Origin of the sequence: Microbacterium thalassium, assembly GCF_014208045.1 — a bacterium.
GTDB lineage: Bacteria > Actinomycetota > Actinomycetes > Actinomycetales > Microbacteriaceae > Microbacterium > Microbacterium thalassium.
The window spans coordinates 1948824-1967608 of record NZ_JACHML010000001.1 but is presented as its reverse complement, the minus strand read 5'-3'; the positions used below and the strand labels follow the sequence as shown (position 1 = coordinate 1967608).

Here is an 18785-nt window from a genome sequence, read left to right as displayed (position 1 = left end):
TCGGACGAGTCGAACTTAGCGACGCCGCGACGGCGCGGGCAACCGCCCCGCCGACACCCGCCCGATCACTCCTCCGGGCCGGCGAGCAGGTCCTCTGCCGCCTGGATGGGGATCACCGCCGTGATCGCCTCGAGACCGCTCAGCCGCGCGGGCGAGAGCTGCTTGGTGACCTCCTCGCGCGACATCAGTCCCGCCTCCACCACGAGGTCGGCGATGTTGCGGCCGGTCAGCAGCGCGGTCTTGGCCAGCGCCGCCGCGGCTGCGTAGCCGATGAAGGGCGTCAGCGCCGTCACGACGCCGACCGATGAGCCGACCATCGCGCCGAGGCGCTCGCGGTTGGCGGTGATGCCGTCGACGCAGTTGACACGCAGCGTGCGCATCGCGCGCCGCATCCACGTGATCGACTGGAAGATCGAGTGCGCGATGATCGGCTCGAACGCGTTGAGCTGCAGCTGCCCGGCCTCCGACGCCATGGTGACGGTCGCGTCGGCGCCGGCGACCGCGAAGGCCACCTGCGAGACGACCTCGGGGATGACCGGGTTGACCTTGCCGGGCATGATGCTCGAGCCCGCCTGACGCGCGGGGAGGTTGATCTCGCCGAAGCCCGCCTGCGGGCCGGACGAGAGCAGGCGCAGGTCGTTGCTGATCTTCGACAGCTTGATCGCGTTGCGCTTGAGCGACGCCGAGAACGACATGAACGATCCGGTGTCGCTCGTGGACTCCACGAGGTCCCCCGCCAGCTCGAGGTCCAGCCCGGTGATCTCGCGCAGGTGGCGCACGACGGCGCTGGAGTAGCCGCGGTGGGTCGTGATGCCGGTCCCGATCGCGGTCGCGCCCATGTTTACCTCGAACAGCAGGTAGGCGTTCTCGGTGAGGCGCTGGTGGTCGTAGCCGAGGGTCGTGGCGAAGCCGTTGAACTCCTGGCCGAGGGTCATCGGCACGGCGTCCTGGAGCTGGGTGCGGCCGACCTTGAGGACGTCATGGAACTCGCGGGCCTTGGCCAGGAAGGACTGGCGGAGCAGATCGAGCTCGTCCAGGAGCGACACCAGATCCAGGCTCAGCCCCACCTTGATCGCCGTGGGGTAGACGTCGTTGGTGGACTGGCTGCGGTTCGTGTGGTCGATCGGCGAGAGGTAGTCGTAGTCGCCCCTCTCGCGCCCGGCGAGCTCGAGGGCGATGTTGGTGATGACCTCGTTGGCGTTCATGTTGGTCGAGGTGCCCGCCCCGCCCTGCACGACGCCGACGATGAACTGGTCGTGGTAGTCGCCGTCGATCACCAGCTGCGCGGCGCGGTCGATGAGGTCGGCCCGCTCCGGGTCCAGGACCCCGATCTCGCGGTTGGCGCGCGCGGCCGCCTGCTTGACCATCGCCAGGCCCCGCACGAGGTCGCTGTAGACCGAGATGGGGCGCCGGGAGATCGGGAAGTTCTCCATCGCCCGGGCGGTGTGGATGCCCCAGTAGGCGTCGGCGGGGATCTCGAGGGATCCCAGCGAATCGGTCTCGGTGCGGGTGCGCGTCATTGCGTCCAGAGCCATGTGCGAAGTCCTTGTGGGTCGCGGCGGTGAGGGATGACCCGACACTAGCCCCGCGCGACTCCGAACCCCCTGTACGCCGCGGCGAATCACCGGGCGGCGAGTGGACGCGGTGTCCGGTGATCCGGCGTCAGCGCTTGCGCGAGAAGGCCTCGAGGCGCTCGTCGGGGGTGAGCGCGGCCATCTGAGCGGCCCACTCTTCGGAGAAGAACTCGCCCGTCGGAGCCTGGACGACCGGCACCACCGAGTGTGTGATCGTGTCGTCGTAGACGTGCACGAGGTGGAACGACTGACCGGCGTCCATGCCGTTGACGTCCGCCGCGGGACGCGCGAGGTTCATCGCGTAGCAGGTGGCCGACGAGACGCTCACCGGTATCCCGGCGACGGTCCCCGACGTCGAGTAGTGCAGGTGACCGGCGAGGATCCCCCGCACGTCGGTGCCGGCGATGACGTCGGCGAAGCGCTTCTGGTTGTGGAGCTCGAGGATCTCGAAGACGGGGATGTGGCTGGGGAGAGGCGGATGGTGCATCGCCAACACCGTCCCGAGCGGGGCCGGCTGCGCGAGCGTGCGGGCGAGCCACGCCAGCTGCGCCTCGTCGATGTCGCCGTGATGCCAGCCCGGGACCGTCGTGTCCAGGGCGATCAGCCGCAGCCCGCCGAGGTCCCAGACTCCGGTGACCGGCTCCTCGGACGGGTCGAGGTCCAGCAGCGCCGATCGCATCGCCGGACGCTCATCGTGGTTGCCCGCCACCCACACCAGGGGCGCCCCCAGCCGCCGCGCCACCGGTTCGGCCGCATCCCGCAGCGCACGGTACGCGACGGGCTCGCCGAGGTCGGTGAGATCGCCGGTGAAGACGATGGCGTCGGGGCGGATGCGCAGCGCCTGGACCGCCTCGAGCGCCCGCAGGAAGTTCGCCGTGGTGTCGTAGACGTCCCCCAGACGCGCCGACCCGGCGAGCAGGTGCGTGTCGCTCAGGTGGACGATCGTGCGCCGCGCGGGAGGATGCTGACCGAACTGCACTGGAGCCGCCGTCATGCCCACAGCCTAGGACCGGCTGCGCCGGCGGCGCTCGGCTAACGTGGGCTCGTGAGTCCCGCAGACGCTTCCGCCGATCGAACCCGCCCCCTCCCGCCCGTCGCATCGCCGCAGCCGCGCGTGCGCAGCCACCACGGCGACGACATCGAGGACCGCTACGAGTGGTTCCGGGCCAAGGAGGACGGCGCCGTCATCGCGCACCTCGAGGCCGAGAACGCCTACACGCAGGAGCGCACCGCTCACCTCGACGAGCTGCGCGGGCGCATCTTCGACGAGATCAAGGGCCGCACCCTCGAGACCGACCTGTCGGTCCCCGTGCGCCGCGGGCACTGGTGGTACTACGGGCGCACGGTCGAGGGCAGCCAGTACGGCATCCACTGCCGGGCGCCGCTGGCCTCCGACGACGACTGGACTCCCCCGGTCCTCTCCCCCGACACCGAGGTTCCCGGTGAGCAGATCCTGCTCGACGGCAACGTCGAGGCCGACGGACACGAGTTCTTCTCGCTGGGCAGCTTCGAGATCTCGAACGACGGCACCCGCATGCTCTACGGCGTCGACTCCGCCGGCGACGAGCGCTACCTCATCCGGGTGCGCGACCTGACGACCGGCGAGCAGCTGCCCGATGAGATCCCCGACACCTTCGCCGGTGCGGGCTTCTCCCCCGACGGCCGGTTCATCGTGTACACCACGGTCGACGATGCCTGGCGCCCCGACACGGTCTGGCTGCACGAACTGGGGACGCCGGTGTCGGACGATGTGCGCCTGTTCCACGAGCCGGACGAGCGCTTCTGGGTCGGCGCCGGCTTCACGCGCAGCGACCGGTACCTCGTGATCGGGCTCGGCTCCTCCATCACCTCCGAGGAGTGGATCCTCGACGCCGACGACCTCCGCGGCGAACCGCGCGTCGTGTGGCCGCGCCGCGAAGGGATCGAATACGAGGCGGAGCACGCCGTCGTCGACGGCGAGGACGTGCTCTTCATCCTCCACAACGACGGCGCCCTCGACTTCGAACTCGTGCGCGTGCCGGCATCCGACCCCTCCGGCGAGCGGACGACGGTCGTGCCCCACCGGCCCGGCCAGCGGCTGCTCGGCATGTCGACCTTCCGCGACCTGGCGGTCGTGGCCTACCGTCGCGGCGGTCTCGCGCGGCTGGGCCTGCTCGACTACGCCACGGGCGACGTCGACGAGCTCTCGTTCGACGAGCCGCTCTACGCCGTCGGCGGCGGCGGCAATCCCGAATGGGCTCCCCCGGTGCTGAGGCTGGGGTACGGATCGTTCGTGACGCCGGCGACCGTCTACGACCTCGACCTCGCCACGCGCGAGCTGATGCTGCGCAAGCGCCAGCCGGTGCTCGGCGGCTACGACCCCGAACGGTACGAGCAGGCGCGCGTATGGGCGCGGGCGCAGGACGGCACGCAGATCCCGATCTCCCTGGTGTGGAAGCGGTCGTTCGGCGAGGCCGGCATCGCGCCGCGCCCGCTGCACCTGTACGGCTACGGCTCGTACGAGCACTCGATCGAGCCGGCCTTCTCGGTCGCGCGGCTGTCGGAACTCGACCGCGGCGTCGTCTTCGCCGTGGCGCACGTGCGCGGCGGCGGCGAGATGGGCCGCCAGTGGTACGAGGACGGCAAGCTGCTGAACAAGCGCAACACGTTCACCGACTTCGTCGACTGCGCGCTGCACCTCGTCGACCACGGCTACACGACCCCCGACCGCATGGTCGCCGAAGGCGGATCGGCGGGCGGACTGCTCATGGGCGCCGTGGCCAACCTGGCTCCCGAGCTGTTCGCCGGCATCCTCGCGGATGTGCCGTTCGTCGACGCGCTGACGACGATCCTCGATCCGTCACTGCCGCTCACGGTCATCGAGTGGGACGAGTGGGGCGACCCGCTCCACGACGCCGACGTGTACGCGTACATGAAGTCCTACTCGCCGTACGAGAACGTGCGCGCGGATGTCGCCTACCCCCGCATCCTCGCCGTCACCTCGCTCAACGACACGCGCGTGCTGTACGTCGAGCCGGCGAAGTGGGTCGCGCGTCTGCGCGAGGTCGGAGCCGACGCGCTGCTGAAGTGCGAGATGGTCGCCGGCCACGGCGGCGTCTCGGGCCGCTACAACGCCTGGCGCGAGCGCGCGTTCGAGCTGGCCTGGCTGCTGGACGTCCTCGGCGTCGCCGACGCGTAGGACGCTTCCTTCTGGCTGCTCCCCGCTCGGCGCCCGGACCATCCCGGACGCCGGGCGGGCGCAGCCAGGCGAAGCACCCTAGCCGAAGAGGGCTGCGGCCTCGTCGTAGCGGTACTGCGGGACCGTGTTCAGCTCGCCGAGCGCCTCGCCGAACGGCACGCGGACGATGTCGGTGCCGCGGAGGGCCACCATCTGACCCCAGGCCCCATCGACGACGGCGTCGGCCGCGTGCAGGCCCAGGCGCGTCGCGAGGACGCGGTCGAAGCCCGACGGCGACCCGCCGCGCTGGATGTGGCCGAGGACCGTGGCGCGCGTCTCGATGCCGGTGATCCGCTCGATCTCGGGGGCGAGGATCTCGCCGATGCCGCCGAGGCGCGGCCGGTTGAACGCGTCGAGGCCCTTGTCGCTGTAGGCCTCATCCATGCCGGTCAGGGTGAAGCCCTCCGACACGACCACGAGCGGTGCGCGACCGCGGTCGTGGGCCGAGGTCACCTGCTGGGCGATCTGGTCGATCGACATGGGCACCTCGGGGATGCAGATCACGTGCGCTCCCGAAGCGACGCCGGCGTGCAGCGCGATCCAGCCCACGTGGCGGCCCATGACCTCGGCGACCATGCAGCGCTGGTGCGAGTCGCCCGTGGTGCGCAGGCGGTCCATCGCGTCGGTGGCGATGTTGACGGCGGTGTCGAAGCCGAACGAGTAGTCGGTCGCCCGCAGGTCGTTGTCGATGGTCTTGGGGACGCCCAGCACGTTGATGCCGTCGTTGGCCAGACGGTTCGCCGCGGCGAGGGTTCCCTCGCCGCCGATCGCGATGATGCCGTCGAGGCGGTGCCCGTACATCGTCTTCGAGATGTTCTCGGCGCCGCCGCGCGGACCCTCGTACGGGTTGGTGCGGCTGGTGCCGAGGATCGTGCCGCCGACCTTGGACAGACCCTTGACCTCGTGCCGCGTGAGCGGGAAGAAGTCGCCGTCGACGACGCCGCGCCAGCCGTCGCGAATCCCGACGAACTCCAGATCGTAGGTGGTCGTGCCCTTGAGCACGACTCCCCGGATCACGGCGTTCAGGCCGGGGCAGTCGCCTCCGCTGGTCAGGATGCCGATCTTCATGTCTGGTCCTCGCTGTCAGGGTGTTTCACGATTCGGCGACGCTGCCACACCCGACACTAGCGCCGCATGCCGTCGCCTGGCCACACGGCAGGCGACGGCATCCGAACCCCGGAGGACGAACGTCCTACTCGGCTCCGAGGGCCTGGCGGAGCAGGTGCATGAGCGCCGAGAGCTGCACCGAATCGCTCGACTGCGGGTCGACCGCGTCGCCGTCCAGTGCGCGCTGCGCCAGCCCCTGCTTCGAGTCGATCAGCTCGGCGATCTTGGTGTCGATCGTGTGCGCGGCGATGATGCGCCATGCCGTGACCGGCTCGTCCTGTCCGATGCGGTGCACGCGGTCGATCGCCTGCGTCTGCTCGGCCGCGGTCCAGCTGAGCTCGGCCAGCACGACGTTCGAGGCCGCCTGCATGTTCAGGCCGACACCGGCCGCCGTCAGCGAGCACACTGCGACTCCGACCTCGGGGTCGGTGTTGAACGCGTCGATGGCCTGCTGACGCGCGGGCGTCGACTGGTCTCCGCGGATCGAGACGGTGCGAAGTCCTGCCGCGGCGAAGTGCGCCTCGGCGGCGTCCATGACGTCGATGTGCTTCGCGAAGAACACGACCTTGTCGACGGAGCGCTGGAGCTGCAGCGCATAGTCCGCCGCCAGCAGGGCCTTCGCCTGGCCGATGCGGCGCACCATGGTGAACACGTTCTCGGAGCCGGTGCCGGCGGCCTTGGACTCCTCGAGCTCGTTCTGGGCGACCAGGCGCACGATGTCGTCGTCGACCTGGCCGGGGGCCAGGCCACGGTCGCCGCGCGCGTCGATGATGCGGCGGTAGCGGGCGGCGAGGCGCTCCCCGAGCTCCTTCTCGGCCTGACGGATCGAGCGTCCGTACTCGTCGTCGAGCTCCACGGGCAGGTCGGCGACGAGCTTGTCGGGAAGGTCCTTCGCGACGTCCTTCTTCTTTCGCCGCACGATGCCCATCGAGATGACGGCGTCGCGGGCCTCGGGGTAGAAGGCCTTGTCGGCCGGCGTCATGCCGGTCGAGTCGAGCTTCCCCATCAGCTCCGCGCCGGGCTTCTCGCCGTTGGTCCAGCCGAGGAACCGCCAGATCGCATCGAAGTCCTCGACGTCGTTGATCAGCGGGGTTCCGGTCAGGGCCAGCATGAGCGGGTCGCGCACCTGCTCGCGGATGCGGCCGGCGAGCGCGAGCACGTTCTGCGAGCGCTGCGACGTGAGGTTCTTGATGAAGTGCGCCTCGTCGACGACCATCCCCTTCAGGCCGAGCGAGCTCAGCCACGACAGGTGACGGTCGAGGATCTCGTAGTTGACGATGAACACGTCGGCGAACGCGTCGATGTCCTCGCCGTCGCCCGAGATGACGGTCGCGCGGCGCTGCGGCGTCCAGCGCTTGACCTCGCGGGCCCAGTTCATCTTGACGACGTTGGGCACGACCGCGAGCAGGGGGTAGGCGTCGGCGACGGATGCCGCCAGCACCGACTCCGCGGTCTTGCCCAGACCCGGCTCGTCGGCGAGCAGGAAGGTCCGGTGCCCCTCACGCACGGCCTCGAGGAACCGCGACTGGTGCGGCATGATCTCCAGGCCCCGCGGGGAGACGCGGTCGAACTCGGGCACACCGGGGAGGTCCATCGTCGCCGAGCCTCCGCCGGCGCCGGTCTCGAACGCCTTGTACAGCGGGCCCATGAGCTCCCAGCCGTCGAGGCGACGCCGCGGGGTCTCCTTCGGCGCACGCATCGTCAGGTCGGGTGCGAGGAAGGGGTTGGCGAGCTTGCGCGCTTCGATCGCCTCGGGAACGACCTGGCGCTCGGCGAGAGCGGGCGGCACCACCGGAGCGGCGGCGGGCGCGGCGTCGGTGATGATCAGCTCGTCGGGGGCGAGCTCGGCGCCGGACTCGAGCAGCCAGTCCCGGCGCATGCGGCGCGCGACCGGCGAGGTGGCCTGGTCGACCTCGAGCAGCTGGATGAGCGAGGTGTCACGCGCGGCGGTCTTGGCGAGGATCGTCGCGACGCCGTCGAGCCGCTTCAGCAGCTCGGCGCGCACGCCGTCGGCGATCGCGTCGTCGGCCTTGACGCGGGCGCGCTCCTCGCGGACGAGGAAGGCGATCACCTGGAACTTGACGCGGTTGGTGGGCCCGAGCTTGCCGCGCTGGGCCTTGGCCTCGACCTCGCGGACCTTGCGGGCGAGGATCGGGATGATCGGGGCGTCGTCGTCGCGTCGCGCGGACGCGGGCTTGCGACGACGCTGGGTCTTGCCGTTCTGGACGGCTGTTGCCGTGGTCGGCATGCTCCTCCTGAGCCTGTGTGCCGAAGCGCCCGGCCGGGTAGCCGGGTGCGGACGTGCTGTGCTGCGGTTCCCGCGGGCGGCGCGCGCCGCATCGGGCGCGGGATCGGACGCTGCCGCCCTCGGTCGCTGGCACTCGCTTCTGCGAGCCGCGGCGCAAGGCGACGCCTCCTGCCGACAGTCTACCGCGCCGAGGCCGAGATCACCCCCACAGGTGCTGCACGATGTCCTCGGTGACCCCCGTGGCGTCGAAGTTCAGCCAGCTGGTCGCGACCCACGCCCCGTCGGAGACGTAGTGGAACTCGCCGTTGCTGTACTCCTGGTCGTCGAACGTGATGCCGCGCTCCTCGATGCTGCACAGCCACCCGTCGGCGTAGGTCTGGCACGCGAAGCCCGTCGACTGCAGCGTGGTGAGCACGGCCTGGCTCTGACCGGCGTCGATGATCGAGATGTTGGTGGCCATGCCGTATTCGCTCGGCCCGCCCCACGAGCAGCGGATGGTCGGGATGCCCGAATCGAGCAGTTCGATCAGGTCGACGTTCTGCGTCGACAGCATCGTCACGCCCGGGTCGTTCAGGGGCGGGATCTGCTGGGTCAGCGTCGCGAGCATCCCCGCCGAGTAGGCGTCCTCGCAGGATGCCGGCAGGGCGTCCTGCGGCTTCTCGGTCTCGATCGGCGTCGGGGTCTGCGTCACCGCGGTCGTCGCCGCGGCCGACGGCGTCGACGTGGGCGTCGGGGTGGGCGCCGGTTCGGGCTGGCAGCCGGTCCCGGCGAGGCACAGCCCGCCCGCGAGCACGAGGACGGCGGCGCTGCGCCAGAGCGGTGCCGACATGGCGCCTCCTTCGGCTGTCTGTGACTCCGACGCTATCCCAGGACGGCGCGAACCTTCGCGACGTCGTCGGCGATCTGATCGATGAGCGCGTCGACGCCCGAGAAGGCCGTCATCCCGCGGATGCGTGCGGCGAACTGCACCTCGACGCGATGTCCGTACAGATCCAGATCTGTCTCATCCAGGACGTAGGCCTCGACCTGCCGCACGGCGACGTCGTCGAAGGTGGGGTTGGTCCCGATGCTGATGGCCGCCGGGTAGCGGATGCTGCGCTGCGAGGCCGCCGCGGGGTCGGCTCCCTCGGGGCCCTCGTCGACGAGCCAGCCGGCGTACACGCCTTCGGCGGGGACGAAGCCCTCGAGGTCCGGGCTGAGGTTCGCCGTGGGGAAGCCCAGCGCGCGGCCGCGCTTGAGTCCGTGGACGACCTCTCCCCACACGGACGGATGCCGCCCCAGCAGCTTCGCGGCGGTGACGATGTCGCCGTCCGTCAGCGCCTCGCGGACCCACGTCGACGACACGCGCCGGTCCGCGTCGATCGCGCGGACGTCCTCGACGACCTGAACGGCGAAGCCGAACTCGCGGCCGAGTTCGGCGAGGGTGGCGGGGTCGCCCGCGCCCCGATGACCGAAGCGGAAGTCCTCGCCGACGAGCACGACGTGCGCACCGATCCGGTCGGCCAGGACGTGTTCGACGAACTCGCGCGGCGACAGCGACGCGAGCGTCTCGTCGAAGCGCAGCACGACGGTCGCGTCGACGCCCGCCTCAGCCAGCAGCGCCAGCTTCTGGTGGACGCCGATGAGGCTCTCGGGGCAGATCTCGGGTCGCAGCAGCGCGAGCGGATTGCGGTCGAAGGTGACGGCGACCACCTGCGAGCCGCCGGTGGCGGCGTCGATGCGGGCGCGGTCGATCACGGCGCGGTGCCCGGTGTGGACGCCGTCGAACTTGCCGATGGCGACGACCGACGGACCGAAGTCCGCGGGGATGTCGGCGGGGTCGCGGAAGACGATCACCGGGCCACCGCGACGTGTGTGTCGGGCGCCGGGGCGGTCGCCGCCGGGCGGTGCGTCGCGAGCCACCACAGTCCGAAGAACGGGAGCACGAGCGGGATGAACAGGTACCCCATGTAGCCGTCCGGGCCGATCCCGCCGAAGTACGACCACACCGAGGGGTGCCCGAAGACGTCGGGGACGAGATAGCTCAGGGTGCCGACGATCAGCACGCCGGCGAGCTCGAACACGATCGCCACCCACGCGACGATGTACCACGTGCGGGATCCGGCGAACACGAGCGCGGCCGTGGCGAGGATGTAGACGACGGCGGAGGCCGCCGACAGCGAGTACGCCAGCGGCGCCTCGTCGAAGCGCTCGATGATCTGAACGACCGAGCGGCCGGTGGCGGCCAGCGCCATGATCGCGTACACGATCACGAGCACTCGGCCGATGCCGCTCATGCGGGGGCGGGGTGACGTCGACATGGCGATTCGATTCTAATTCGCCGCGGATGCCGCCGCGCGCCGCGCTCAGGCGACCTGGACGGTCCAGATCACCTGCATGCGCCACACCATGACGGCGACCGCGAGCGCGCCGACGCCCATGATGACGGTGCTCCAGCGGCTGCGCTCGAGCAGGGCCCACACGACGGCCGCCGGCGGGATGAGCGCCGCCGACACGAGGTAGACCCAGTACTCCAGCAGGCTCCCGGTCGGCGGATTGCCCGCGAGCGGCGCGATGATCGCGATGACGATCTGCGCGATCAGCAGCAGTTCGAGGAGGGCCAGCCCGCCGACGCTGAGGTCGCTGGGACGACGGCCTGCCAGCCCCAGCACGATGCCGAGGACGCCGGCGACGACGGCGACGACGACCTGGACGACGGTGAACCACAGGATCATCGGGCGCTCTCCTCGGGCATGTTCATGGCGCTCTTCAGGTCGGCGCCGCGCTTCTCGACGACGCCGACGAGCACACCGTCGGGGTCGATCGCCGCCACCGGCCCGCGCGATGGCGCGATGCGGGTCGCCTGACCGGCGAGCCGCTTTCCGTGGCGGAGGTCCCGGGCCTCGTCGGCGGTGACGTCGAGACGCCCCAGGACGGCGGCGGCGACGTCGGCGGGCGAGCGCAGCGGCCCGTCGCCGATCTCATCCGGGCCGGGGGCGCCGTCGACCGCGAACGGTCCGATGCGCGTGCGGCGCAGCGCCGTCAGATGCCCGCCCACGCCGAGCGCCGCACCGAGGTCGCGCGCGAGCGCACGGATGTAGGTGCCGCTGGAGCAGTCGACGACGACGTCGAGGTCGATCGTCTCGGCCCCGCGGCGCTCGTCGCGCACCTCGAACCGCGAGACGGTGACCTCGCGGGCGGCGAGCTCGACGTCCTGACCGGCACGGGCGAGATCGTACGCGCGCTTGCCGCCGACCTTGATGGCCGACACCGTGCTGGGCACCTGCGAGATGCGTCCGGTCAGCGGTGCGATCGCCGCGCGGATGTCATCGGTGGCCAGACCCGCGGCATCCGTCGTCGAGGTGATCTCGCCGTCGGCGTCATCGGAATCCGTGGACTCGCCCAGGCGGATCGTCGCCTCGTAGGTCTTGTCGAGTCCGACGATGAAGGTGAGCAGGCGCGTGGCGCCCTCGACTCCGAGGATCAGCAGGCCGGTGGCCATCGGGTCGAGGGTGCCGGCGTGCCCGATCTTGCGCGTGCCGAGTGCTCGCCGTGCGCGGGCGACGACGTCGTGGCTGGTGAGGCCTCCGGGCTTGTCGACGAGCAGGATGCCGGGCGCGACCGGCGTCTGCGAGCGGGCGGCCATCAGCGCGCCCCGGCCGGGACGAGGCGCGGATGCGCCACGTCGCCGTTGTCGATGACGACCGTCGCCGCGGCACGGGGATCGGCCTCGCGCAGATAGAGCTCCTGGCCCTCGCGGTATCGCGCATTGGACGGCGCGAACGGGTCGGGGTCGGTGCCGTCGCGGACCGCCATGCGGGCGAACGTCTGCTCGAACGGCGCGTCGAGCCAGATCGACCAGTCCCAGAGATCCCGGAGCTCCGGCCGGTGCAGGAAGATGCCGTCGACGACGAGCACCGCGTCGACGGGGGCGGTCTCCCACTCCGACTCGACCGGGACGTCGCGGTGGACGTCGAACACCGCGAGCTGGAAGCCCGTCGACCCGGAGGTCTGCGCGCCGTCGCGGAAGGGGTCGATCAGCACCCGGCGGAACGTCGAGTAGTCGTACGAGTCGCGGTAGAAGCCCTCGGGGCTCCTGCGCCCCCGCGCGTAGCGCTCGGACCGCGGCCGGTGGAATCCGTCGATGGAGGCGCGGAACACCGACGAGCCGTCCTCGGCGAGGATCTTCGCGAAGCCGTCGGCGAAGACCGTCTTGCCGGCGCCGTCGACGCCGTCCACGGCGATGATCACGCGCCCTCCGCGCAGTCGCGTCCTGACCGCGTCCCGCAGCTCGCGCCACAGCGTGGTGGTCGGCGTGATCGGCAGGCGCATGGGTTCCAGCCTAGGCGTTCTGGCCTACGCTGAACGGATGCCCGACCTCGCCGCGCCCCTCATCGCGTGGTACCGCGAGAACGCGCGCGACCTGCCGTGGCGGCATCCGCAGTTCGGGGCGTGGGGCGTGCTCGTGAGCGAGTTCATGCTGCAGCAGACGCCGGTCGGCCGCGTGATCCCCCGGCTGGAGGAGTGGCTCGCGCGGTGGCCCACCCCGACCGCGCTCGCCGGCGCCTCCCCGGCCGACGCGGTGCGCCAGTGGGCGAACCTGGGGTACCCGCGCCGGGCGCTGTGGCTGCACCGCGCGGCCGTCGAGATCCGCGACCGTCACCACGGCGTGGTGCCGCGCGATGTCGAGGCGCTGCTGGCGCTGACCGGCATCGGCGACTACACCGCCCGCGCCGTCGCCGTGTTCGCGTACGGCGACCGGCACCCGGTCGTCGACACCAACACGCGCCGAGTCCTGGCGCGCGCGATCGACGGCCGCAGCCAGCCCGGCGCGGCGTCGCGGCGCGACCTCGCGACGATGTCGGCGGTGCTGCCGACCGGGACCGCGGAGTCGGCCGTGTTCAACGCCGCGGCGATGGAGCTGGGTGCGCTCGTGTGCACGGCCCGCTCGCCCGCATGCGAGCGCTGCCCGCTGGCCGCACACTGCGCGTGGCGCGCGGCCGGCTTCCCCGACACCGGAGACGCGCGCCCCCGGCAGGCCCGCTACGAGGGCAGCGACCGCCAGGCGCGCGGGGCCGTGCTGAAGATCCTCCGCGAAGCGGACGGGCACGAGGCGGCGCTGGACGGCGTGCTGGCCGGCTGGCCGGATGCGCGCCAGCGCGATCGCGCGATCGACTCGCTCATCGCCGACGGGCTCGCCGAGGCGATCGACGGGATGCTGCGACTCCCCCGCTGACGCGCGCTCGCTGTGACCTTCGACTCTGGCGTTCGGGACCCCCGTCGACGAGGGTGGCGCGCATGAAGGCTCTCGTCATCTCGGAATCGATGTGGGGCAACACCCACCAGGTCGCCGATGCGATCGCCGCGGGTCTCGCGGAGCGCATGCAGGTGGACACCCGGCGCGTCGACGACGCTCCCCCGGCCATCGCCGAGGACGTCGATCTGGTCGTCGCGGGCGGCCCCACGCACGGGTTCTCGATGTCGCGCGAGAGCACGCGCAGCGATGCCGCGCACCGCGGCGCGGAGCATCCGTCGTCGCAGGGCCTGCGGGACTGGCTGGAGCATCTGCCCGCGGACGGTGGGAAGGCGCGCATCGCGACGTTCGACACGCACGTCGAGCAGAAGTGGGTTCCGGGCTCGGCTGCGAAGGCCGCCGCCGGCGAGGCGAAGCATCATCACCTGAGCGTGATCGCCCGCGAGAGCTTCTACGTCCACGGCTACGAGGGTCCGCTGCTGGACGGCGAGATCGACCGGGCGCGCGCCTGGGGGCGGCACCTGGCCGATCTCATGACCGGCTGAGCCGGCTCAGTCCTCGTCGTCGCCCTCGTGCGGCTTGACGTACGGGTCGGCGTCGCCGGCGTATGCGGCCGACGCGGCCATGCCCGCCACGGCGGCGTCGCGCTCGCGGGCCTCGCGGAGCAGGTCCTCGATGTGGCCGGCGTTCTCGGGGACGCCGTCCGGGATGAACTCCAGCGTCGGGGTGAGGCGGACGCCGAGCTTGCGGCCGACCTCGCTGCGCAGCATGCCGGTCGCGGCCGTCAGGGCCTCTCCCGACGCGGCGCGCTCCTCTTCGGTGCCGAGCACCGTGTAGAAGACCGACGCATGCTGCAGGTCGCCCGTGACGCGGACGTCCGTGATCGTGACGAAGCCGAGGCGCGGGTCGCGCAGCCCCTTCTCGAGACGCTCCGCGATGAGCACGCGGATGCGGTCGGCAAGCCGTGCCTGTCGTTCACTGGCCATGATTGTCTCTTCTCTTCTTTGCCCTCACCACCGCCCCGGCTGAGCGCGGAGCGGAGGCGACGGATGACTCCCCGATAGTCGGGGTCTCGGGGGTCCCGTTATCGGGGAGTCATCCGTCGCCGAAGCGGATGAGCGATCAGCCGCGCGGCTTCTCCACCATCTCGATCGTCTCGATCTCGTCGCCGATCTGGATGTCGTTGTACTTGCCGAGGCCGATACCGCACTCGAAGTCGGTCTTGACCTCGGTGACATCGTCCTTGAAGCGACGCAGCGACTCGATGGCCAGGCCATCGGCGATGACGACGCCGTCGCGGATGACGCGCGCCTTGGCGTTGCGCGTGATCGTTCCGGAGCGGACGATGACACCGGCGATGTTGCCGAACTTCGAGGAGCGGAACACCTCGCGGATCTCGGCGACGCCCGACTGGACCTCTTCGTATTCCGGCTTGAGCATGCCCGTGAGCGACTGCTCGACATCGTCGATCGCGTTGTAGATGACCGAGTAGAACCGGACGTCCACGCCCTCGCGGGAGGCGCGCTCGCGCGCCTTCGTGTCGGGGCGGACGTTGAAGCCAATCACGATCGCGTTGTCGATCGTGGCCAGGTTGATGTCGGACTCGGTGATCGCACCCACACCGCGGTGGATGATCCGCAGCTGGACCGACTCGTCGACCTCGATCTTGAGCAGCGACTCCTCGAGCGCCTCGACGGCACCCGAGACGTCACCCTTGATGATGAGGTTGAGCGACTCGACCTTGCCCTCTTCGAGAGCGCGGGTGAAGTCCTCGAGCGAGATGCGCTTGCGGGCCTTCGCCAGCTGCGCGTTGCGCTCGGCGGCCTCGCGCTTCTCGGCGATCTGACGAGCGGTGCGGTCCTCCTCGGTGACGATGAACACGTCACCGGCGCGGGGCACCGAGTTCAGACCCTGGACCTGGACCGGACGCGACGGGGCAGCCTCTTCGACCGGCTCGCCGTTCTCGTCGATCATCGCGCGGACGCGGCCGTACGCCGTGCCGGCGACGATCGCGTCGCCGACGCGGAGGGTTCCGGACTGGATCAGCACGGTGGCGACCGAACCGCGGCCCTTGTCGAGCTTGGCTTCGATGGCGACGCCGCGCGCGGCCTTGTTCGGGTTCGCGGTGAGGTCCAGGCCCGCGTCAGCGGTGAGGAGCACCGCGTCGAGCAGGTTCTGGATGCCGGTGCCCTGACGTGCCGACACGTCGACGAACATGACGTCGCCGCCGTACTCCTCGGCGACCAGGCCGTACTCGGTCAGCTGCTGGCGCACCCGGCCCGGGTTGGCCTCGGGCTTGTCCACCTTGTTGACCGCGACCACGATCGGAACGTTCGCCGCCTGGGCGTGGTTCAGCGCCTCCACCGTCTGCGGCATGATGCCGTCGTCGGCGGCGACCACGAGGATCGCGATGTCGGTCACCTGCGCACCTCGGGCACGCATGGCGGTGAACGCCTCGTGACCCGGGGTGTCGATGAAGGTGATCGCACGGTCGACGTCGTCGTGCTCGGTCCACACCTGGTACGCACCGATGTGCTGGGTGATGCCGCCGGCCTCGCCCTCGATGACGTTCGACTCGCGGATGGCGTCGAGCAGACGGGTCTTACCGTGGTCGACGTGGCCCATGACGGTGACCACCGGAGGACGGATCTCGAGGTCTTCCTCGTTCTCCTCCTCGGCCTCCTTCTCGAGGTCGAGACCGAAGCCCTCGAGGAGCTCCTTGTCCTCGTCCTCGGGCGAGACCATCTGGATCTTGTAGCCGAGCTCCTCGCCGAGCACCTCGAAGGTGGCCTCGTCGAGCGACTCGGTGGCCGTGGCCATCTCGCCCAGGTTGAACAGGATCGTCACGAGCGTGCCGGGCTGGACGTTGTAGCCGCGCAGCGCCTCGAGCTTGTCGGCGAAGTCCGAGATCGACGCGCCGCGGCGCAGGCGGATGATCTCGCCGTTGCCCTTCTGGACGTTGACGCCGCCGACCTGCGGGGCATCCCGCATCTCGAATTCCTGGCGCTTGGCCCGACGCGACTTGCGCTGCTTGGACTTGCCGCCTCCCTTTCCGAAGGCGCCTGCGGTGCCGCCGCCGGGACCGCGACCACGGCCGCCGCCGCCGGGACGACCGGCGAACCCGCCGGGCGCGCCGCCGGGACGCTGGAAGCCGCCGCCACCGCCGCCGCCGCCGGGACGACCGGCGCCGCCCGGACGCTGCTGGAACGGCGCGCCGGGACGACCGCCGCCACCGGGACGACCGCCGCCGCCGGGGCGGGGAGCACCCGGACGCGGCGACCCCGGACGGGGTGCCTGCGGGCGCGGGATGTTGCCGGGGTTGGGACGCTGGCCCATGCCCTGCGACGACGCGAAGGGGTTGTTGCCCGGACGCGGGCCGGACGGACGCTGGCCCATGCCCTGCGACGACGCGAAGGGGTTGTTGCCCGGACGCGGGGCGCCGCCGGGGCGCGGCGGCTGCGGGGTCGGACCCCCGGGCTTGGGAGCTGCGCCGCCGGGCTTGGGTGCGGACCCGCCGGACTTGGGCGCTGCGCCGCCCGGCTTGGGGGCCGACTGAGCGGGCTTCGCCGAGGCCGGCTTGGGCCCGGACTGGGCTGCGGGGGCGGCCGGCGCCGCGCCGGCGCCGCGAGGCGACGTGGCCGGCTTGGCGAACGCGGCGTCACGGGAGCCCGCGGCGGGCGTGGCCGCAGCGTCAGCGGGCTTCGAGCCGGCGGGCTTGGGGGCACCGGGCTTCGGTGCGCCGGCGCCGGGACGCGCCGGTCCCGGCCGTGCGCCGGGGCGCGGAGCGGGCTTCGCCCCGCCTGCGGCGGCGGGAGCGCCCGAGCCCGAGCCGTCGGACTGCAGGGCGGCACGGAGCTTCCGTGCCACCGGAGGCTCGATGGTCGAGGACGGGCTCTTGACGAATTCGCCGAGCTCCTTCAGCTTCGCCAGAGCCACCTTGCTGTCGACGCCGAGCTCAGAGGCGATCTCGTGTACGCGTGGTTTTGCCACAATTCTCCTGTCTTGGGGGCCCACCCCAGGACAGGGCAGACCGTTAGTCGCGGACGGGTCTCATTTCGAGCCGTTCACTTTGTGTCCATAGCCGTTCAGCCGTTTCTCGATGGTCTGCGTGTCAAGCGGGCCTGACACACGCAATGCCCGCACGAACGCGCGGCGCCGCAGAGCGGTCTCCACGCATTCGGACGTCTCGTGCACCCACGCGCCCCTCCCCGGCATCGCCGCACGCTCGTCGGTGACGAGCGTCGAATCGACGCAGACCACTCTCAGGAGAGCGGACCGGGGGGCACGCGCGCGGCATCCGACGCACGTTCGTACGGGTTCCATGCTACACCTCGGCTCTGGGCGATCGCTCCACGGCCGGGGTTCAGGACTCGAGGATGCTGTCCGGCTGGATGTCGATCTTCGCGCCGGTCAGCTTCGCGGCGAGGCGGGCGTTCTGCCCCTCCTTGCCGATCGCGAGCGACAGCTGATAGTCGGGCACCAGCGCCCGGACGGCCTTGGTGGACTGGTCGAGCACGAAGCTCGAGGTCACCTTGGCCGGCGACAGCGCGTTCGCGACGAACTTCGCCAGCTCCGGGTCGTAGTCGACGATGTCGATCTTCTCGCCGCCGAGCTCTTCGGTGACGGCGCGCACGCGCCGGCCGAGCTCGCCGATGCAGGCGCCCTTGGCGTTGATCGTCGGGTCGGTCGCCTTCACGGCGATCTTGGTGCGGTGGCCGGCCTCACGGGCGAGCGACACGATCTCGACCAGTCCCGCGGGGATCTCGGGGACCTCGAGCGCGAAGAGCTTGCGCACCAGGCCGGGGTGGGTGCGCGACACGGTGATCGACGGCCCCTTGACGCCCTTCGAGACGCTCGTCACATACACCCGCACGCGCGAGCCGTGCGCGTAGTCCTCGCCGGGCACCTGCTCCTCGGGCGGGAGGATCGCCTCGACGGTGCCGAGGTCGACGTGGACCATGCGCGGGTTCGGCCCCTGCTGGATGACACCGGCGACGATGTCGCCCTCCTTGCCGCGGAACTCCCCCAGCACGGCGTCGTCGGCGATGTCGCGCAGACGCTGGCTGATGACCTGCTTCGCGGCGAACGCGGCGATGCGGCCGAAGTCGTCGGGAGTCGTCTCCTCTTCGCCGATGACGGCTCCCTCGTCGTCGAGCAGCGGCACGAAGATGGCGACGTGTCCGGTCTTGCGGTCCACGGCGGCGCGTGCGCCCTCCGGCAGCTCCCCCTGCGGCGAACTGTGCTTGGCGTAGGCGGTGAGGATCGCCTGTTCGATGATGCGCACGAGTTCGTCGAGCGGGATCTCCTTCTCACGCTCGATCGTCTTGAGAAGTCCGAGATCGATGTCCACGCTTGCCTCCGTATTCAGCTCTCACCAGCGTGTCGCGCACGCCGGAACCCTACAAA

The 18785-nt window shown here is 71.1% G+C and carries 17 protein-coding genes; 3 read left to right on the top strand and 14 right to left on the bottom strand.

The window, feature by feature from the left end; all coding sequences use genetic code 11:
* Positions 1-65: 65 nt before the first annotated feature.
* Both HD594_RS08960 and HD594_RS08955 read right to left on the bottom strand, forming a co-directional pair.
* Positions 66-1535 carry an aspartate ammonia-lyase gene (locus HD594_RS08960; RefSeq protein WP_184750643.1) on the bottom strand — a complete coding sequence of 490 codons (1470 nt, stop codon included), beginning with the start codon at positions 1533-1535 and terminating at the stop codon, positions 66-68.
* Positions 1536-1662: 127 nt separating this feature from the next.
* Positions 1663-2568, bottom strand: coding sequence for a phosphodiesterase (locus HD594_RS08955; protein WP_184750642.1), 906 nt, complete (start codon positions 2566-2568; stop codon positions 1663-1665).
* 51 nt (positions 2569-2619) lie between these two features.
* On the opposite strand from HD594_RS08955, the gene HD594_RS08950 reads away from it, so the two are divergent.
* Complete coding sequence (locus HD594_RS08950) at positions 2620-4752, top strand: S9 family peptidase (RefSeq protein ID WP_184750641.1); 2133 nt, start codon at positions 2620-2622, stop codon at positions 4750-4752.
* A gap of 78 nt (positions 4753-4830) precedes the next feature.
* Here the strand turns inward: HD594_RS08950 and HD594_RS08945 are convergent, their stop codons facing one another.
* The 8 genes from HD594_RS08945 to HD594_RS08910 all read right to left on the bottom strand — a co-directional run bounded on the left by HD594_RS08945 (position 4831) and on the right by HD594_RS08910 (position 12457).
* Positions 4831-5859, bottom strand: coding sequence for a 6-phosphofructokinase (locus HD594_RS08945; RefSeq protein WP_184750640.1), 1029 nt, complete (start codon positions 5857-5859; stop codon positions 4831-4833).
* A 124-nt stretch (positions 5860-5983) separates the two neighbouring features.
* Complete coding sequence (locus HD594_RS08940) at positions 5984-8146, bottom strand: DEAD/DEAH box helicase (RefSeq protein WP_184750639.1); 2163 nt, start codon at positions 8144-8146, stop codon at positions 5984-5986.
* 199 nt (positions 8147-8345) lie between these two features.
* On the bottom strand, positions 8346-8975 hold the full coding sequence (locus HD594_RS08935) for a hypothetical protein (protein ID WP_184750638.1): 630 nt from the start codon (positions 8973-8975) through the stop codon (positions 8346-8348).
* Positions 8976-9007: 32 nt separating this feature from the next.
* The gene (locus tag HD594_RS08930; protein ID WP_184750637.1) at positions 9008-9982 is read right to left on the bottom strand and encodes a bifunctional riboflavin kinase/FAD synthetase; all 975 of its coding nucleotides are present in this window, start codon (positions 9980-9982) and stop codon (positions 9008-9010) included.
* On the bottom strand, positions 9979-10446 hold the full coding sequence (locus HD594_RS08925; protein ID WP_184750636.1) for a hypothetical protein: 468 nt from the start codon (positions 10444-10446) through the stop codon (positions 9979-9981). Before HD594_RS08925 ends, HD594_RS08930 begins: the two co-directional genes overlap by 4 nt.
* 45 nt (positions 10447-10491) lie before the next feature.
* Entirely contained in the window at positions 10492-10860 is a 369-nt protein-coding gene (locus HD594_RS08920; RefSeq protein ID WP_184750635.1) for a hypothetical protein, read from the bottom strand.
* Positions 10857-11771 (bottom strand): tRNA pseudouridine(55) synthase TruB, encoded by a 915-nt coding sequence (truB, locus tag HD594_RS08915; RefSeq protein WP_184750634.1) that lies wholly within the window; start codon positions 11769-11771, stop codon positions 10857-10859. Before truB ends, HD594_RS08920 begins: the two co-directional genes overlap by 4 nt.
* The gene (locus tag HD594_RS08910) at positions 11771-12457 is read right to left on the bottom strand and encodes a nucleoside/nucleotide kinase family protein (protein WP_184750633.1); all 687 of its coding nucleotides are present in this window, start codon (positions 12455-12457) and stop codon (positions 11771-11773) included. The genes truB and HD594_RS08910 overlap by 1 nt, the downstream gene beginning before the upstream one ends.
* Before the next feature lie 37 nt (positions 12458-12494).
* On the opposite strand from HD594_RS08910, the gene HD594_RS08905 reads away from it, so the two are divergent.
* Entirely contained in the window at positions 12495-13361 is an 867-nt protein-coding gene (locus tag HD594_RS08905; RefSeq protein WP_184750632.1) for an A/G-specific adenine glycosylase, read from the top strand.
* Positions 13362-13423: 62 nt separating this feature from the next.
* Positions 13424-13924, top strand: a complete 501-nt coding sequence (locus HD594_RS08900; protein ID WP_184750631.1) for a flavodoxin family protein — start codon at positions 13424-13426, stop codon at positions 13922-13924.
* Positions 13925-13930: 6 nt separating this feature from the next.
* Here HD594_RS08900 and rbfA read toward each other — a convergent pair whose 3' ends face one another.
* The 4 genes from rbfA to nusA all read right to left on the bottom strand — a co-directional run bounded on the left by rbfA (position 13931) and on the right by nusA (position 18729).
* Positions 13931-14365: a 30S ribosome-binding factor RbfA gene (gene rbfA, locus HD594_RS08895; RefSeq protein WP_184750630.1), complete on the bottom strand. Its 435-nt coding sequence runs from the start codon at positions 14363-14365 to the stop codon at positions 13931-13933.
* Between the two features lie 136 nt (positions 14366-14501).
* Positions 14502-17369 carry a translation initiation factor IF-2 gene (gene infB / locus HD594_RS08890; protein WP_184750629.1) on the bottom strand — a complete coding sequence of 956 codons (2868 nt, stop codon included), beginning with the start codon at positions 17367-17369 and terminating at the stop codon, positions 14502-14504.
* 60 nt (positions 17370-17429) lie between these two features.
* Positions 17430-17702 carry a YlxR family protein gene (locus tag HD594_RS08885; protein ID WP_184750628.1) on the bottom strand — a complete coding sequence of 91 codons (273 nt, stop codon included), beginning with the start codon at positions 17700-17702 and terminating at the stop codon, positions 17430-17432.
* 40 nt (positions 17703-17742) lie between these two features.
* On the bottom strand, positions 17743-18729 hold the full coding sequence (nusA, locus tag HD594_RS08880) for a transcription termination factor NusA (protein WP_184750627.1): 987 nt from the start codon (positions 18727-18729) through the stop codon (positions 17743-17745).
* Positions 18730-18785 lie beyond the last annotated feature (56 nt).

What these genes read in the sequence shown, in the direction of transcription:
- HD594_RS08960 (WP_184750643.1), bottom strand. Translation starts at nt 1,535, where the DNA reads ATGGCTCTGGACGCAATGACGCGCACCCGCACCGAGACCGATTCGCTG.
- HD594_RS08955 (WP_184750642.1), bottom strand. Translation starts at nt 2,568, where the DNA reads ATGACGGCGGCTCCAGTGCAGTTCGGTCAGCATCCTCCCGCGCGGCGC.
- HD594_RS08945 (WP_184750640.1), bottom strand. Translation starts at nt 5,859, where the DNA reads ATGAAGATCGGCATCCTGACCAGCGGAGGCGACTGCCCCGGCCTGAAC.
- HD594_RS08940 (WP_184750639.1), bottom strand. Translation starts at nt 8,146, where the DNA reads ATGCCGACCACGGCAACAGCCGTCCAGAACGGCAAGACCCAGCGTCGT.
- HD594_RS08935 (WP_184750638.1), bottom strand. Translation starts at nt 8,975, where the DNA reads ATGTCGGCACCGCTCTGGCGCAGCGCCGCCGTCCTCGTGCTCGCGGGC.
- HD594_RS08925 (WP_184750636.1), bottom strand. Translation starts at nt 10,446, where the DNA reads ATGTCGACGTCACCCCGCCCCCGCATGAGCGGCATCGGCCGAGTGCTC.
- HD594_RS08920 (WP_184750635.1), bottom strand. Translation starts at nt 10,860, where the DNA reads ATGATCCTGTGGTTCACCGTCGTCCAGGTCGTCGTCGCCGTCGTCGCC.
- truB (WP_184750634.1), bottom strand. Translation starts at nt 11,771, where the DNA reads ATGGCCGCCCGCTCGCAGACGCCGGTCGCGCCCGGCATCCTGCTCGTC.
- HD594_RS08910 (WP_184750633.1), bottom strand. Translation starts at nt 12,457, where the DNA reads ATGCGCCTGCCGATCACGCCGACCACCACGCTGTGGCGCGAGCTGCGG.
- HD594_RS08905 (WP_184750632.1), top strand. Translation starts at nt 12,495, where the DNA reads ATGCCCGACCTCGCCGCGCCCCTCATCGCGTGGTACCGCGAGAACGCG.
- HD594_RS08900 (WP_184750631.1), top strand. Translation starts at nt 13,424, where the DNA reads ATGAAGGCTCTCGTCATCTCGGAATCGATGTGGGGCAACACCCACCAG.
- rbfA (WP_184750630.1), bottom strand. Translation starts at nt 14,365, where the DNA reads ATGGCCAGTGAACGACAGGCACGGCTTGCCGACCGCATCCGCGTGCTC.
- HD594_RS08885 (WP_184750628.1), bottom strand. Translation starts at nt 17,702, where the DNA reads ATGGAACCCGTACGAACGTGCGTCGGATGCCGCGCGCGTGCCCCCCGG.